General features: G+C 40.9%; 18 protein-coding genes. 11 read left to right on the top strand and 7 right to left on the bottom strand.

Annotated elements, in window-relative coordinates:
* The first annotated feature begins 55 nt into the window (after positions 1 to 55).
* Positions 56 to 277, top strand: a complete 222-nt coding sequence (locus QR721_RS04890) for a YuzI family membrane protein (RefSeq protein ID WP_348029336.1) — start codon at positions 56 to 58, stop codon at positions 275 to 277.
* A 63-nt stretch (positions 278 to 340) separates the two neighbouring features.
* Positions 341 to 1,096, top strand: coding sequence for a DUF3603 family protein (locus QR721_RS04895; RefSeq protein ID WP_348029337.1), 756 nt, complete (start codon positions 341 to 343; stop codon positions 1,094 to 1,096).
* 33 nt (positions 1,097 to 1,129) lie between these two features.
* Here QR721_RS04895 and trpS read toward each other — a convergent pair whose 3' ends face one another.
* Positions 1,130 to 2,125, bottom strand: a complete 996-nt coding sequence (gene trpS, locus QR721_RS04900; RefSeq protein WP_348029338.1) for a tryptophan--tRNA ligase — start codon at positions 2,123 to 2,125, stop codon at positions 1,130 to 1,132.
* Positions 2,126 to 2,407: 282 nt separating this feature from the next.
* On the opposite strand from trpS, the gene QR721_RS04905 reads away from it, so the two are divergent.
* The 5 genes from QR721_RS04905 to pepF all read left to right on the top strand — a co-directional run bounded on the left by QR721_RS04905 (position 2,408) and on the right by pepF (position 8,559).
* Complete coding sequence (locus QR721_RS04905) at positions 2,408 to 3,568, top strand: putative glycoside hydrolase (protein ID WP_431189531.1); 1,161 nt, start codon at positions 2,408 to 2,410, stop codon at positions 3,566 to 3,568.
* 263 nt (positions 3,569 to 3,831) lie between these two features.
* On the top strand, positions 3,832 to 4,227 hold the full coding sequence (gene spxA / locus QR721_RS04910) for a transcriptional regulator SpxA (RefSeq protein ID WP_348029340.1): 396 nt from the start codon (positions 3,832 to 3,834) through the stop codon (positions 4,225 to 4,227).
* A 387-nt stretch (positions 4,228 to 4,614) separates the two neighbouring features.
* Positions 4,615 to 5,286, top strand: coding sequence for an adaptor protein MecA (gene mecA / locus QR721_RS04915; RefSeq protein ID WP_348029341.1), 672 nt, complete (start codon positions 4,615 to 4,617; stop codon positions 5,284 to 5,286).
* A gap of 157 nt (positions 5,287 to 5,443) precedes the next feature.
* Positions 5,444 to 6,661: a competence protein CoiA gene (locus QR721_RS04920; protein WP_348029342.1), complete on the top strand. Its 1,218-nt coding sequence runs from the start codon at positions 5,444 to 5,446 to the stop codon at positions 6,659 to 6,661.
* Positions 6,662 to 6,744: 83 nt separating this feature from the next.
* On the top strand, positions 6,745 to 8,559 hold the full coding sequence (pepF, locus tag QR721_RS04925) for an oligoendopeptidase F (protein ID WP_348029343.1): 1,815 nt from the start codon (positions 6,745 to 6,747) through the stop codon (positions 8,557 to 8,559).
* A gap of 38 nt (positions 8,560 to 8,597) precedes the next feature.
* Here the strand turns inward: pepF and QR721_RS13930 are convergent, their stop codons facing one another.
* The 4 genes from QR721_RS13930 to QR721_RS04940 all read right to left on the bottom strand — a co-directional run bounded on the left by QR721_RS13930 (position 8,598) and on the right by QR721_RS04940 (position 11,073).
* Positions 8,598 to 8,759: a hypothetical protein gene (locus QR721_RS13930; RefSeq protein ID WP_488656352.1), complete on the bottom strand. Its 162-nt coding sequence runs from the start codon at positions 8,757 to 8,759 to the stop codon at positions 8,598 to 8,600.
* A 345-nt stretch (positions 8,760 to 9,104) separates the two neighbouring features.
* Positions 9,105 to 10,007: a ClpXP adapter SpxH family protein gene (locus QR721_RS04930; protein WP_348029344.1), complete on the bottom strand. Its 903-nt coding sequence runs from the start codon at positions 10,005 to 10,007 to the stop codon at positions 9,105 to 9,107.
* A gap of 20 nt (positions 10,008 to 10,027) precedes the next feature.
* Positions 10,028 to 10,405, bottom strand: a complete 378-nt coding sequence (locus tag QR721_RS04935; RefSeq protein ID WP_348029345.1) for a globin domain-containing protein — start codon at positions 10,403 to 10,405, stop codon at positions 10,028 to 10,030.
* A 92-nt stretch (positions 10,406 to 10,497) separates the two neighbouring features.
* Positions 10,498 to 11,073: a CYTH domain-containing protein gene (locus QR721_RS04940; RefSeq protein ID WP_348029346.1), complete on the bottom strand. Its 576-nt coding sequence runs from the start codon at positions 11,071 to 11,073 to the stop codon at positions 10,498 to 10,500.
* Between the two features lie 134 nt (positions 11,074 to 11,207).
* Here QR721_RS04940 and QR721_RS04945 point away from each other — a divergent pair, with 134 nt between their 5' ends.
* Genes QR721_RS04945 through QR721_RS04955 form a run of 3 tightly spaced genes read left to right on the top strand, consistent with a single transcriptional unit; the run spans position 11,208 to position 13,584 of the window.
* The gene (locus tag QR721_RS04945) at positions 11,208 to 11,825 is read left to right on the top strand and encodes a GTP pyrophosphokinase (RefSeq protein ID WP_348029785.1); all 618 of its coding nucleotides are present in this window, start codon (positions 11,208 to 11,210) and stop codon (positions 11,823 to 11,825) included.
* 48 nt (positions 11,826 to 11,873) lie between these two features.
* On the top strand, positions 11,874 to 12,692 hold the full coding sequence (locus QR721_RS04950; RefSeq protein WP_348029347.1) for an NAD kinase: 819 nt from the start codon (positions 11,874 to 11,876) through the stop codon (positions 12,690 to 12,692).
* 1 nt (position 12,693) lies between these two features.
* Positions 12,694 to 13,584: an RluA family pseudouridine synthase gene (locus tag QR721_RS04955; protein WP_348029786.1), complete on the top strand. Its 891-nt coding sequence runs from the start codon at positions 12,694 to 12,696 to the stop codon at positions 13,582 to 13,584.
* Here the strand turns inward: QR721_RS04955 and prpE are convergent.
* On the bottom strand, positions 13,565 to 14,308 hold the full coding sequence (prpE, locus tag QR721_RS04960) for a bis(5'-nucleosyl)-tetraphosphatase PrpE (protein WP_348029348.1): 744 nt from the start codon (positions 14,306 to 14,308) through the stop codon (positions 13,565 to 13,567). The genes QR721_RS04955 and prpE overlap by 20 nt on opposite strands.
* 111 nt (positions 14,309 to 14,419) lie before the next feature.
* Here prpE and QR721_RS04965 point away from each other — a divergent pair, with 111 nt between their 5' ends.
* Positions 14,420 to 15,043, top strand: coding sequence for a CotO family spore coat protein (locus QR721_RS04965; RefSeq protein ID WP_348029349.1), 624 nt, complete (start codon positions 14,420 to 14,422; stop codon positions 15,041 to 15,043).
* Between the two features lie 45 nt (positions 15,044 to 15,088).
* Here the strand turns inward: QR721_RS04965 and QR721_RS04970 are convergent, their stop codons facing one another.
* On the bottom strand, positions 15,089 to 15,625 hold the full coding sequence (locus QR721_RS04970; RefSeq protein ID WP_348029350.1) for a CotY/CotZ family spore coat protein: 537 nt from the start codon (positions 15,623 to 15,625) through the stop codon (positions 15,089 to 15,091).
* Positions 15,626 to 15,819: the final 194 nt, after the last annotated feature.

Consider the following 15,819-nt stretch of genomic DNA (forward strand, 5'->3'; position numbering starts at 1 on the left):
ACTGCCAGGCATCATAGCATTGTAATATTGGACAAGTCCTTCAGGTGGTGTTTTCATGGGCTGTATATTTCTTTTTCTGATTGGTTTCGGCCTCTGTGTATCAGGTGGCGTCACTTTAATTGCATATACGAATTTTTTGCCAGCAGGTATCTCTTGGACGGAATATGGTATTTTCATTTCCGGGCGGATTGAGTGCTACTTTTTCCCGGCAGGCTTGCTGCTCATGACAATAGCAGTTCTACTCTATCCTGATGAAAGTTCACGGCACGAGGAATAGATACGTTGCCTGATGGTGATAATGTACCTAAACCATCACGAACAAAGAGGGTAGGGTTGTCTTATGTTGTACATGCATGATGTATGGGTGAACTGGTTCGAAGGCGAAGAAAATGCGTATAGTGTTTGTCATTTTCATGAATGGCGCAAGGAAGATACAATTGATATGCTTGATCAGGTGCCGCTCCTTTACATAACAGATGAGCTGTTCACCTATATTGAGAATGATATGCACGAGTTGCCAAAGTGTCTATTGCAAAAGATTCACAAGAAAGGTTACGCTAGAAAAGGGCAAGTGAGAGAAACACTTGAGTATGCAGCAGTCATAACTAACGGACAGGAAGTTCTCGTATTTGATACAATTGGTTATCAGATTCCAGTTAGAAAAAGTCGTCTGATCCCCCGTCAGGAACAGCTTGTTTTCAGCATGATTGAGAAACGTTCACCTGAATCTTTCGGATATAGAAAAGGTGATTACAAAAAGGAATATCATATGTTGTCTATGCCTCCTCATATGGTCACGGGGCTAACAAGAAAAGAACGTCAGATGAAACAACTGCTTATGATTGCACTAGATCAGCTTAAAAACACAGAAAATCCTGATGAGCTTCGCTACTGGCTGACTGAATGGGATCCAAAAAGCTATCATATGGCCCTTGATGCCAGTGAAGAAGAGATATGGCAGAAATTGTACAATGGTGTTTCTAATGGATGGGGCAAACGCCAGGAAGAGTTATGCCGCAAAATGGTAAAAGGGCAAGCCTTTCTTGAAAAAATGTGGGAATTGGAAGTTGGAGAAGAAGAAAACTCAATGAAATAAAAAATGGCGGCTTCGATTAGAAGCCGCCATTTTTTATTTGCGTTTTTTAACACGTCCAAGTCCCATTGCTTTCATTGCTTTTGCAAGTGTTTTGTTTGCTGCTTGATTCGCTTTTTCCGCACCACTGTCAAGAATGTCATCAAGCTCTTCTGACTGCATAAGCTCTGCATGTTTCTCCTGAATCGGCTGAAGTACACTAAGAACAGCATTCGCTGTGCTTTGTTTGAAGTCGCCATAGCCTTGTCCGGCAAAACGCTTCTCCAGCTCTTCGATAGATTCTCCGGAACAGCTGGCATGGATCGTAAGCAAGTTTGAGACACCAGGCTTATTTACTTTATCAAACTTGACAACACCTTCAGAATCAGTAACCGCACTCTTAATTTTCTTTTCGATCTGTTTAGGTGTATCTAACATAGAAATGAAGCCTTTTTCATTTTCATCAGATTTGCTCATTTTCTTTGTCGGTTCCTGCAGTGACATGATTCGAGCACCGACTTCCGGCATACGGATGTCCGGAATAGTAAAGATGTCATTGAATCTGTTGTTGAAACGCTGAGCCAAATCACGTGTCAACTCAAGATGCTGCTTCTGGTCTTCACCGACAGGAACAATATCAGCATTATAAAGAAGAATATCAGCAGCCATAAGGGAAGGGTATGTAAACAAGGCGGAGGAAATCGCTTCTTTCCCTGCTGATTTGTCTTTGAATTGTGTCATTCGTTCCAATTCACCCATATAGCTGATTGACTGAAGCATCCAACCGAGCTGCGCATGTGCTGGCACTTCGGATTGAATGAAAAGCGTCGCCTGTTCCGGATCGAGCCCGCATGCTACATAAAGAGCTGCAAGGGAACGGATATTTTCGCGCAATTTAAGTCTATCTTGCGGCACTGTAATGGCATGTTCATCAACAATGCAGAAATAACAATTATAATCATTTTGCAGCTGGACGAATTGTTTCAATGCACCGAGATAATTGCCGATCGTCGGCGTGCCGCTCGGTTGAATTCCTGAGAAAATCGTTTCCATACTGTAAGCCTCCAATTTTGCAACAAAAAAGAAAAATCCCTGAGATTATACAAAAAGATAAGCAGGGGAATGATTGCATGATTATGTTCATACTATTATATACTAGCAAAAAGAGCGAAAGCAAGCGGACACAAATGAATTAGAAAGTGTGTTTGTCACAAAGCTGTAAAGGGAATGTTCATCTAAGCAATAATTGTTATATAATAGAAGAATAACTTGAATTATGCAGGAGGTTGAAGATTGCGAAAAGGAATCTTGTCAGCAAGTGTCACTTTGGGAATCATGGCGGCATCTTTTGTAACAGGGGAAGTAAGTGCTGCTGAGATGACGGCGAGTGCTCATACGTTACGAGCCGTCGACGTCAAACCTTATGATATACATAAACCATTAAAACGTTTTAAGTTCGATTCGGGCCTCTCGTTCGATTATCCCCATGCAGTCAGAGGAATTTACGTAACAGGGCCTTCGGCAGGTGGAGAGCGTTTCAAGGAATTGCTTAACCTCGTAGACAAAAGCGACCTCAATGCAATGGTAATCGATGTGAAAGAGGACTATGGAAAGCTCACCTTCAAGCCGGAAGATGAGAAATTCAATTGGGCCTCAGACGATTTCATTAAAGATCCAAGGCAAATGCTAAAGACATTAGAGAAAAAGGGCATTTATCCAATTGCTCGTGTCGTTGTATTCAAAGACTCCGTATTTGCGAAGAAGCATCCTGAATATTCCTTTAAGGAAAACGGCGAAGTATGGAGTAACGGCAAAGGAGAATCCTTTGTCAATCCATTTAATAAAGAAGTCTGGGAGTACAATGTTAAAGTTGCCAAAATGGCAGCAGAGCTTGGTTTTCAGGAAATCCAGTTTGACTATGTACGTTTTCCTGAAGGATTTGAGAATAAAGACGAGGAATTGGAATACTCACTAGGCGATTATGAGAATTCAAATTTGGATCCTGTCAAAAGAAGGGTACAAGCTGTTACAGATTTTGTGAAATATGCTAAAAAAGAATTATCTCCTTATGATGTAGATGTTGCTGTTGATATTTTTGGATATGCGGCAACAATACCTGAAACACCGGGAATCGGACAGAATTTTTCTAAGATTAGTGAAAATGTTGATGTTATTTCTTCAATGATCTATCCAAGTCATTGGACGAGCTATTTTGGGATTGATATGCCTGACAAAGAACCTTACAGGCTCGTGAATGAGTATACTAAGGTAGAGAACAGTATTTTAAAGAAGTTGAAGAATCCTCCGGTCTCAAGACCATGGATTCAGGATTTCGAAGCTCCATGGCTATATGGTGGATCAAGCCCGACTCAATACGGGAAGGCCGAAGTGGAGGCACAGATCAAAGCTTTAAATGAGAATGGGGTCAATGAATTTCTCATATGGAATGCCGGAAACAAATATACAAAAGGTGTCGACTATACGCCGCTCGATTAGACATTCCTAAATGGGATGTCTTTTTTTAAAAAAAAATTTAAATAAAAAGGTTTTAACATTTAAAAAAAGGGTTATTATAACAACGTAGCGAATTTATCTAAAGATGACAAACAGATTAAGTTAATGTAAATTTAGTCCATACTCTACCTATCCCTTGACAATTGTAGTATAATATACATAGGGGCTAGATTAAAATAATTTTAATCTGAATTTGGTTTCTCATACGCAGTACGATACTTAATCCAAACGAGGAGTGAAGTTACATGGTAACACTTTATACCTCACCAAGCTGTACTTCATGCAGAAAAGCAAAAGCATGGCTCGAGGAGCACGAAATTCCATTCACAGAACGGAACATCTTCTCAGAACCACTTTCGCTTGATGAAATCAAAGAAATTCTGCGAATGACAGAAGACGGTACAGATGAAATTATTTCAACACGCTCAAAGGTTTTCCAAAAGCTGAATATTGATATTGAGCACTTGCCGCTGAAGAATCTTTATAATTTGATTCAGCAAAACCCTGGCTTGTTGCGTAGACCGATCATTCTTGATGAGAAGCGTCTTCAAGTGGGATACAATGAAGACGAAATCCGCAGATTCTTGCCGAGAACTGTACGTACATTCCAGTTGCGTGAAGCGCAGAAAATGGTCAACTAACCCGAAAAAACAACATATTTTAACAAATGTAACGCAGGGTTTTATTAACCCTGCGTTTTTAGCATATTCCGTTTCAAAAACGTGACAAGCGGGCTGAAATGATATAGAATGATAGACCAAATACAAGTTTTATTTTGCTAGGCATTTGAAATTCAGGGGCTGACTGAATTTTGCATATATTATCATAAGCTCCTACAGCCGAATATTGATTAACCGGTAACAATGAAGGGTATATATTTGTACAGCAACATGCATGCAATCCAGGCGGTCGCATATCCCGCTGGCCGCGGCTCTCTGCAAGCAACCGGAATGATTCCGAAAGTTTTGTTGCGGCAGGCCGGTTATTCAGGCGCATGAGCAGATTCCTACAGAGGGGAGAGAGCGATCATGGAAATAGAGAGAATTAATGAAAATACAGTTAAATTCTATATATCTTATATTGATATTGAAGATCGTGGGTTTGAACGTGAAGAGATCTGGTATGACAGAGAGCGGAGTGAACAGCTTTTCTGGCAGATGATGGATGAAGTGAATTACAAGGAAGATTTTAATGTTGATGGACCACTTTGGATACAGGTTCAGGCAATGGATAAAGGTTTGGAAATCACGGTTACAAAAGCTCAGCTAAGCAATAATGGCGAAGATATTGAGCTTCCGATTGAGCATGGCGCAGCAGATGAAATGACTGTAGATGAAAAAATCGAGAACATTCTTGAAGAAAAGTTTGGCAACAGGCACGAAATGGAAGATGGGAGCGAAGAGGGAAGTCTTTCGTTGATTGCCCAGTTCATTGACTTTGAAGATGTCATCCAATTGAGCCATTACTTTAAAGAAGATGAGCAGAATCTTATTACGAAATTGTTTGCTTTCAAAGATAAGTATTTCCTATATGTAGAATTCCCAGAAACGATGAGTGACGACAAACAAGAAGACTTGATTAGCCAGCTATTCGAATTTGGCGATGACTCGGATATGACAATTCATCTGCTTGAGGAATACGGAAAAGTCATCTTTGATGAAAGATCACTCTCACAAGTACAAATGTATTTCTCTGCCTGAAAAAAGATACCTTGCAGGAGGTATCTTTTTTATTTTCTCTTCAAAATTTCTTTATGAATCTTCATTTTGTTACTCTGCAACTTAATAAAAATCAATTTTAGTTTAAGAAAAGGAGTTCGGTGTGCCTTGGTGGAATAATATCCATGAGGTGATCAGAATGCTACAGGCAATAGATGAATCTGGCCAAAGTATCATTCCAGCTGCTCTTAATATGGAGAGCCTTAATTATTTAAAGAAGGAGAGGCATTCCTTTTACTGTCCCGAGTGCAAAAAGCCAGTCATCCTGAAGGCTGGAAGACGGGTGATTCCGCATTTTGCCCACTTTGCTACTAGTAATTGTGGAGGAGGAGAGGGCGGTTATCATGAAAATGGTAAATGGCAGCTGTTCAATTGGCTTGCAAATCAGAATCTGGATGTTTCTTTGGAAGCATTTTTGGAAGAAGTGAAGCGCCGTCCTGACATTCTCTTAAAGATAGGTGACCGCCGAATCGTAATTGAGTATCAATGTGCTCAGATTACCCAAGAGGAGATTCGCAGCAGAATGGACGATTACGATCAGGCAGGCCTTGAACAAATTTGGATTCTTGGCGGAAATCGGCTGAAACGTCTTGGAAGTACCTCATTGTCACTTGATTATTTTTCTCAATATTTTCTCCATCGTTATAAGAAAACCCCAGACGAATATCTCTACTTTTATTGCCCCGGAACGATACATTTCGCAATCTTTCATAACCCTCTGTTCGCGAATAAAAGAAAAGCGTTTGGCACAATCCAATTCAGCCATATAAAAAGAATTAATTTTAAAGATCTCTTCCAGCCTTTCCATTTTAAATCGGAACAAATTGCCCAATGCTGGGAAAATGAAAAAGAATCATTTCGAAAGTCAGCAAGTCGCAGATGCTACGGTGAAGAAATGAGATTTCATCAGTGGCTTTATTCACATGGTTGGCACGTTAGTACGCTTCCAGCATGTATCGGTTTGCCAGTAAGAAATGCGAATGAAATGAGATTGCCTACTTTTCACTGGCAGGCGAGACTTGTCATGGAGATAATTAGACCTGCTTTTAATCGACAAGCATTATCCTTAAATTCAATCAAGTCGAGTATGAGCCGTTTCGTGGTGGTCAATGATAATCTGCCTATTCTGCAAGAAGGCATCGATCCTGTTGTCGATTATGTGATGCAACTGTCCCATCTAGGATATCTGAATATATATCCCGATGGCACAATCACTTGTGAAAAGCGGATTGATTTACACAGAAATGTGGAACATTCATTGCATGAGGACTCTCTGATTATGCAGAAGTGGCTGCAGTTGCAGAAGATGCCGAATCAAAAGAAGAGCATGATTCCTGCAAATTCAGCTATACTATAGACAGGGAAATTCAACCAGCCTGCAAGTGTGCAACAGTCCGATTTTTGTTGCATTGCAGGCCTATTTTAAGGAGGAAAGAAATAATGGCAAAAAACTCAGTAAAAGAACTGCCAAAACGTGAGGAACTTAAGGTTGAAGATACATGGAAGCTGGAAGATATTTTTGCAACGGATGAAGACTGGGAAAAATCTTTTAAAGAGCTCCAAAAAGACATTCCAAAAGTCGAAGCGTATCGAGGCAAGCTCGGAGAATCGGCACAAGAACTCGTTTCGCTATTTAAGCTTCAGGATGAGCTCTCCAATAGACTTGGGCGCCTATATACATACGCTCATATGCGGTATGATCAGGATACGGCAAACAGCTTCTATCAGGGGATGAACCAGAAGGCTGAATCATTGCTCACCGAGGCGGGCAGTGCGATGAGCTTCATCGTGCCGGAAATTATTGCAATTGATACAGATAAAATTGAACATTTCATTAAAGAAAATAATGATCTGAAAGGTTATAAACTTACATTGGATGAGATTACTCGCCAAAAGGCACATATTCTTTCTGAAAAGGAAGAAAGTTTGCTCGCGTTGGCGTCTGAACCACTTGGATCGGCTGAGACGACATTTGGAATGTTAAATAATGCCGACCTGCAATTCCCTGTCATTAAAAATGAAAACGGGGAAGAGGTAGAATTGACTCATGGACGTTATGTAGGATTCCTTGAATCGAAGGATCGTGATGTACGTAAAGCGGCTTTTAAGGCAATGTATGAGACGTACGGGAAATACCGAAATACATTTGCTTCCACATTATCGGGAACTGTAAAAAAGGATAATTTCTATGCAAAAGTACGTAAATACGATTCAGCTAGACAATCCGCATTGGATGGCAACAATATCCCTGAATCTGTATATGACAATTTGGTGGAAGCTGTAAATGAGCGCCTGCCACTCCTGCATCGCTATATCAAACTGCGCAAAAAGGTACTCGGTCTTGATGAGTTGCATATGTATGATATGTACACACCGCTTGTTAAAAATGCTGATATGAAAATAGATTATGAACAGGCGAAACAATACGTGCTGGACGGTCTGCAGCCACTTGGAGAAGACTATAAACGCATTCTCGAAGAAGCTTTTTCAAATCGTTGGATTGATGTCCATGAGAATAAAGGTAAGCGGAGCGGTGCATATTCTTCCGGCTCTTACAGTACAAATCCGTATATTTTGCTGAACTGGCAGGATAAAGTGAATGACCTGTTTACACTTGTCCATGAACTTGGACATTCAGTGCATAGCTATTATACGCGTAAAAACCAGCCTTATCGTTATGGAAACTATTCGATTTTTGTTGCAGAAGTTGCGTCAACAACGAATGAGAACTTGCTAAGTGAATATATGATCAATAATCTCGAAGATAAGAATGAAAAACTGTATCTGCTGAATCATTATCTTGAAGGTTTCCGCGGCACTGTTTTCCGTCAGACAATGTTTGCTGAATTTGAGCATGATATTCATATGCGTATGCAAAATGGTGAAGCACTTACTGCTGATTCACTCAGTGAGATTTATTATAATCTGAACAAAAAATACTTTGGTGATGATGTTGTTTCTGATGAAGAAATCGGTTTGGAATGGGCAAGGATTCCACATTTCTATTACAACTACTATGTGTATCAGTATGCTACTGGATTCTCTGCGGCAGCAGCTCTTTCACACGGTATTCTAACTGGAAAAGAAGGGGCAGTCGATCACTATCTTGATTTCTTAAAAGCAGGAAGTAGTGATTACCCTATTGAAGTTTTGAAAAAAGCTGGTGTAGATATGGATTCCAAGCAGCCAATCCTTGATGCACTTGACGTCTTTGAAGAAAAACTAAATGAAATGGAAAAGCTTCTTGCTGAATAACAGTTTAAGACGGTGTGCTCTAGGCACACCGTCTTTTTTTATCTTGTCCAACCTCTGTACACATGCCGATTGAAAAAGGTATAAAACATCATAAAAATTGCAATAAACAGAAGTGGAAGTGTCAGCAATAATGAAATCAGGCGCATCATGGCGAGGACGTTAAGACAAAATGCAAATAAAGTAAACAACATAGACAACATTGGTAACCATTTAGCCACATGCAATATCTCCCTTCAAATCACTTGAAATTAGCATATGTGACAGCATTGTGAATCAGAATTGACAAAAATATGGACAAGCTTTAGGACCACTTGTTCATGTAATCACATGATTGTAAAATAAAACTAAGACACCCCTATGTTTAATAAATGGTGATGGCTTCTTCCTATGGAAGGTCAAGCAAAGGATATACATACCCCGTATATCCTTATTTTTTACATATGATATGCAGTTCCTTTATGAAGAGAAGTTCCTGAAATCTTATATGAATGTAAAAATACTTAGGAAACAAAAAAAAGCGTATGGCAGTTTGCCAATACGCTTCTCTATTTAATATATTTCCAGAAATTCCCGTGTTTCGCGGGGATTTTACGAACTTTTCTTCTTAGTTGGAGTTTCATCATTTCTCTTTCTGCTTTTTCCAATGTCCAATCGTAAACAAAGGCAATTTCATATGTGCCAACTATTTTATAAAAACTGAGAAATTCCTCCAGTGGCAGATTTGCTGAAGGCAAAGGGTTTCGCTGCAAGATTTCTTTTAGAACAAGTACGTAAATATGGTATGAATGCAATCCTGAGATCTTTATTCCGTCTTCATTGTCATCTGCTTGGTTAAAGAAGACTAGAGAAGGGAATGTATCGACATCCATTTCCCGTGTGAGTTTCAAATCGCATTGCAATGCTTTGCGAGCTGAGACAGAATAAAGGTCGTCCTTGAATTCTTCTATATCCAGACCGACTTCTTCCGCACATTCAACGATAACCGATTCATCGGAAACATTCTGTTTGTAAAGGAAAGCAGCTTCCTGCAAACGTCTAAGGAAAATCCTTCCTGCTCTTTTGCCTTGAAGTCCTGCAGCTTTGATTGCAAGAGAAGCAACCCATGGAGAGGAAATAGGATTCTCGACCCAAAGATCTCCATCACAACTCATACCTGTCCGCTTGGCAGTTCGTTCCCAATCCCGTTTTAAGTCTTCAGGTTTTTTCTGTGCTTCCAAATTCAGTGAATCCAGCTTGCTGCTGATGATCGGCTGAATTGTGAAAAAACGTCCGTACTGCATTGTAAGTTTTTTAAGAATGGGATCAAGTGACCAGCACTCTGCGCATAGCGGATCAATAAAGACAAATATTTCAACAGGTTTCTGAAAGAAATCAAAATACTGACAACTATCCGAGTGTGTAGTTTGAACCGGGCCGCAAGACTCGAATCTGTTACGCTTCCTACTCACACCGATTCTCCTTTCCACAATTATGGCGTATTCATCATATGGTGGGCAGTCATTGTCAACCGTTCAAGCATGAATGAAAAATGCGGTTCTTCAATGTCAGCCTCATCCATTGCAGCTTTCATACATTCAAGCCAGGCATCCTTTCGTTCAGGTGTAATCTCGAAGGGGAGATGCCGGCGTCTTAGCCGCGGATGGCCTCTTTCTTCTGAATATAAAGGGGGTCCGCCAAGAAATTGAGTCATGAACATATACTGCTTACGGGCAACCTCTGTAAGATCCTCCGGAAAAATTGGAGTCAATGCCGGGTGGCTGCCAACCCTTTCGTAAAAGGCTGGGATAAGCTTGTCCATTGTTGCTGCTCCGCCGATCGCTTCGTATAAACTAATTGCATCCGACATATTCAAGCACCTCAACTTTATAAATATTATTGTAGCAATGCGGTCATTTTCCGGCAAATATTCTGTTTGCAAGAAAGTTTGAAACCGACTATTTATTTCTTTTTCATACTGTTATAGAACCGTTCAATTTTATTTGGTGTTTTCCGTCTAGGTATGGAGAATTCCTGTAATACTTCCTCCATTGCAGCCTGTCCGGATTTACGATCCATGGCTTCGATTTCCAATTCGTAATCGTTTTCTCCATTATAAGTACTGTAGTCAAGAACAAGCAGTACTCCATTACTTTTTGTCTCCAGACGTTCTGTTGTAAGAGAACCGAACAATTTCAGATCTGCTTCATTAACTCCAAGTTGTTCAAGTTGCTCTCCGACATTTTCTTTAGGAAGAGGGCTTCCTTCAATCCAGGATGCAGCTTCTTCATCAGTGAGGGTGTCATGTGTTTCCAGCAAACCATCTGGGTGGGGTTCTTTCAGAGTCAGGGTAAATCGGTCATTTTTCTCCCGGATTCTTAAAGCGGATCCCTTCTGCTTAAGGTTAAATGCTTCTGTATCAAAATAATGATTCGTTTGGGTCATACTTGCACTGTGGAAGGGGAGGCCTGCTCGAAGCTTCGTATACTCTTCTTTACTTAGCAGGTTTTTAAATTCAATTTCAATTTCTTGTGCCATTATGGACCTCCGTCGTTTTTTTCGTATTATCGCCCAAGCAGATTAAATATGCAAAGAATAACCTCTACCTGTGTTATGATAAGAGTACATGCGTTTACATTGTACAGATGCAAGTTGCAGGTGGTGTTTTTATGGTGAATTGGGAAACAAATCTTGCTCCCTATGCTCAAGCGATTGCAGAACTTAAAGTGAAACTAAAAGCAATGCGCGGTCAATTTCAGAGTGAATCGCGACATTCTCCAATCGAATTCATTACTGGAAGAATCAAGCCAGTAAAAAGCATTCTTGAAAAAGCAGCAGGAAAGAATCTTGACCCTAATAATTTCACTGGAATTGAAAGCGAACTTCAGGATATAGCAGGACTGCGCGTCGTCTGTCAATTTGTCGATGATATCTATACAGTTGTCGATATGATTCGGGAACGCAAAGACTTGAGTATTATTGAAGAAAGAGACTATATCAGAACACATAAGGAAAGCGGCTATCGTTCCTATCATCTGATTATTGAATATCCTGTTGAAACGATACATGGATTGAAGATTGTCATTGCCGAAATCCAAATCCGGACACTGGCGATGAATTTCTGGGCTTCCAATGAACACTCTTTGAATTACAAATACAAAGGCAGCATACCGGCGCACATTAAGGAAAGATTACGCAAAGCCGCCGAGGCTGCATACAAACTCGATGAAGAAATGTCCAAAATCAAACATGAAATACAAGAAGCGCATCAAATTATTGATGAATTCTGATACGTTCGGTCATCGCGTACCATGGCATGACCAAAGGGGGACCATACAGTGAAATTCGATATTGTTTCCAGAGGAGACCATCGCTCCAACAATATCAAGGCAACGATGAAGCAATATTTGACTGATTTTGATTTGGAGTACAGTGAGGAAGAGCCTGATCTCGTCATTTCCATCGGAGGAGACGGAACCTTTCTGGAAGCGTTTCACCGCTATATGCACCGTCTTAGCGAGACGGCATTTATCGGGGTACATACGGGGCATCTTGGTTTCTATGCTGACTGGATGCTGGATGAGGTGGAAAAGTTGATCATTGAGATTGCTAAGACACCTTTCCAAGTCGTTGAGTATCCAATCCTAGAAGTAATTATTCGCTCCAAGACAGGTGGCGAGGAAGATCGTTATCTTGCTTTGAACGAAGCGACAATCAAAACAGCAGAGGGTTCGGTCGTATTTGATGTCGAAATCAAGGGAGAGCACTTCGAGACATTTAGAGGAGATGGTCTCTGCATCTCTACGCCATCAGGAAGTACTGCATATAATAAAGCACTAGGAGGAGCAATATTGCACCCTTCTATTGAAGCTGTTCAAATTACGGAAATGGCTTCGATCAACAACCGGGTCTTCAGGACAATCGGTTCTCCAATGATTTTGCCTAAGCATCATACATGTGTTCTTAGACCAATTGTAGATAGAAGTTTTCTTCTTGCTATTGATCACTTCACGGAGACATATACGAATGTGAAATCCATTCAGTGTCGTGTCGCCAAGGAAAAAATCCGTTTTGCTCGTTTCCGTCCTTTCCCGTTCTGGAATCGAGTTCGTGATTCATTTGTTAGAGAAGGCGACAGAACAAGAATGGACGATTAATATGCGGACGGTTTGGATTGTGGAACAAGAAGCAGATGGCGAAGTTCTGAAAAATTACTTGCGAGAAAATAAGGGCTTCTCCAGACGATTGTTAAAAGCAATGAAAGCTGAAGGTGGAAAAGTACTTGTAAATGGACTTGATTATCCGCTTAGTGGTCTAGTCTCATCTGGTGATAAAGTGGAGTGCATCCTTTTGTCCGAAGAGAGGGGGCATACACTTCTAGCGGAGCCAATCCCGCTTTCAATTAAGTTCGAGGATGATTATCTTCTTATAGTGGACAAGCTGCCTGGAATGGCTGTTATTCCTTCAAGGCAACATCCATCCGGAACGGTTGCCAATGCGCTGCTTGCCCATTACGATAAGCAAGGTTTGAACAGTACTGTTCATGTTGTAACAAGGCTTGATAAAGATACGTCAGGCCTTGTTCTTGTCGCGAAAAATCGGTATATTCATTCTTTATTATCCGTCTCTCAAAAGGCTGGGCAAATATCGCGTACGTATGAAGCTGTTGTTGAAGGCCATTTTGAAGAAGAGGCCTCGACAATCGATTTACCGATTGGACGGAAAGAAGGGTCGATTATCGAACGTGCCGTTAATAATGAGGGGCAAGAGGCTGTCACACATTACAAAGTATTGCGGTCGAATAATCATTTATCTCTACTTTCTGTAAAACTGGAGACTGGGAGAACCCATCAGATTCGGGTACACTTCTCTCACATTGGACATCCTCTTGCCGGTGATACCTTATATGGGGGAGGAACTGAATACATAAAAAGACAGGCACTCCATTGTGAGCACCTGAGCTTTTCCCATCCTGTTACAGGAGAGGATCTCCATTTCAGTTCTGACTTGCCGGAGGACATTCAACTCCTCATTCGGGAAATGAATTGAATCTCGTTTCGTCATAAGCTTGACGGGAGGGTACAGAAATGGTTGTTTCTTCCGGCAACCGAAAGGCAGTAAGCTTGTTGCCAAATACACAGCCCGTATCAATATTGACTGTATGATTAAGGAATCGCGGTTCTTTCACTGGTGTATGACCATATACGATCCAGTAAGAACCGTGATATTTTTGTGCCCAATCCCGGCGGACGGGCCGTCCATCAGGATGGAATTCACCTGTCGTATCTCCATATAGTACAAACGATTTGACCTTCTTATCAGATCTGCCAATATAGGATTCTTTTATGCCAGCGTGAGCAGCAACTGCCTGTACATCTTTAAGATGTAAGTAAAGCGGAGCCTTCGTATAAAGAGCGATGAACATCCGAGCGATTTTTTGCTGCTCCTTGGAAGGTAAATCCTTTAATTCGGCAACAGTCGTCTCAAGACCATGCATAAGCTTCACATTGTTGCCACGAAAGTAACGATACAGCTTATCACAATGGTTGCCGGGCACATATTTAGCTTTTTCATGTCTGACAACCATCTCATAAGCAAGCTTAATTACAGAAAAAGAGTCCGGTCCGCGGTCGGTAAGATCTCCAATGAAAACCGGGATTCGACCATCCGGATGAATATATATTTCATCTGTCTTTTCATAGCCAAGATGCTGGAATAGATCGCAGAGTTCCTCATAGCAACCGTGTATATCTCCAATAAAATCATACTTCAATGCTGTTTCCTCCTAACCTTTTCAAATTCAATGCCATATTGGGCGAATGCACATATGATACCCCTTAATCATATACTTAACCAGACCCGAAATTAAAAGGAGTGCATCGCCATGGGAGAAAGCCGTTATGCAAAGAAACCTCTGTTGTATATTGAACAGCCAGGTATCCGTGAACCGAAGGCGGAAATGCAAACTACTTACCGTAGTCCTTCAAGAAAAGATAATGCTCAGCCATCTTCACTCGGAAGCGATTCAAATTCTTCTAAGGGAAGCCGAGGAACCGGAAAGAAGCGAAATGCATTCCATGAACAGCTGCTGGCAAGTCAAAAAGGACGAAAGCGTCCGGCGACAGAATATGAATTGAGCAAGGCAGAAGAGGAAGAAAAAGTAACAGAGCCTCAGAATGAAAAGAAAGTTGAGGCGGAAGCAGTAGTTAGTGAACAAAAGGAACAGGAACAAAGTGATAAGAAACAGAACGTACAGAAAAATACCAGCCCTGAGTTTGTCCATTTGCCGTTCAATGAACTTGATCTCCGAGGAAAAATTAACTATTTTCTTAATAAACCCCCGCTAGTTCCTGTGCTTAAATGTGAATTACGTACTTCAGAACAGACTCATTTAGGGGTTATTGAAAAGTTTGAGAATGAAATTGTACATTTGCGTAAAAAGCGTAAAGCAAATCCGGAACTGATTCCATTTGAAGAAATTACAAGTATTAGACTGCTTGGTTTTTAAAATAGGAAGCGGCCCGCCCATCATGGCGGGCCGCTTTATTAGTTGTTAGCAGTTTGCCTGGATGGCAGGCAAGCAAGTAACATGGCAGAAGCAATTAAGATCAACTGTCAGGCAGAGTCCTGTTGCCTGAAGATGGTCCGTTGGCTGACAAGCAGGTGTCTTAGGATCATCTTTACATTTTCCTTCTTCGTTTTCATGGCCAACTTCTGTGTCAGGTTTGTGGCAGCCATGTGAAGCGAGCAATTCAAGCACGGCACAGTTATCATTCGTTACCTTTTTTACTTTAAAGAAGAAGCTGCCGATAGCTCGAGTCAATTTATCGTGCCCATGGTGATGATGCTGGCCGACTCCATAACCTTTAAACGGTTTACAAGTCCCTTTGCAGTAAAGGATAACAGGTACTGTGTCCAAATCGTTACCTGGCTCAGTTTCACCAAGCAAGTCACTGATGGACTGTTCACAGCTCGTGTCACAGCAATCGTTATTTACTACATCATTTTGAGCTGCAACAATCTCTCTTAGAATACGACTAACACAATTTTCCCCCAAATGTTCAGGTTTGACGTTTTCTCCACAACCCATGAATCATTCCCCTTTCAATTTCTCAATTTGACTTTCATGTCCCTAACAATTTATGAACGCGCAGTTTAACTGTGTGGGCAAAAGCTGGTTTTGAAAAAAAGAGAATTGGGAATGATGAAAAAGGAGAGATGTGTTAGATCTATGCATATAATAAAAGGAAAAGCCAAAAAAATCTGACTTTTCCTATTCAGACG

Origin of the sequence: Aciduricibacillus chroicocephali, from assembly GCF_030762805.1 — a bacterium.
Taxonomy (GTDB): domain Bacteria; phylum Bacillota; class Bacilli; order Bacillales; family Amphibacillaceae; genus Aciduricibacillus; species Aciduricibacillus chroicocephali.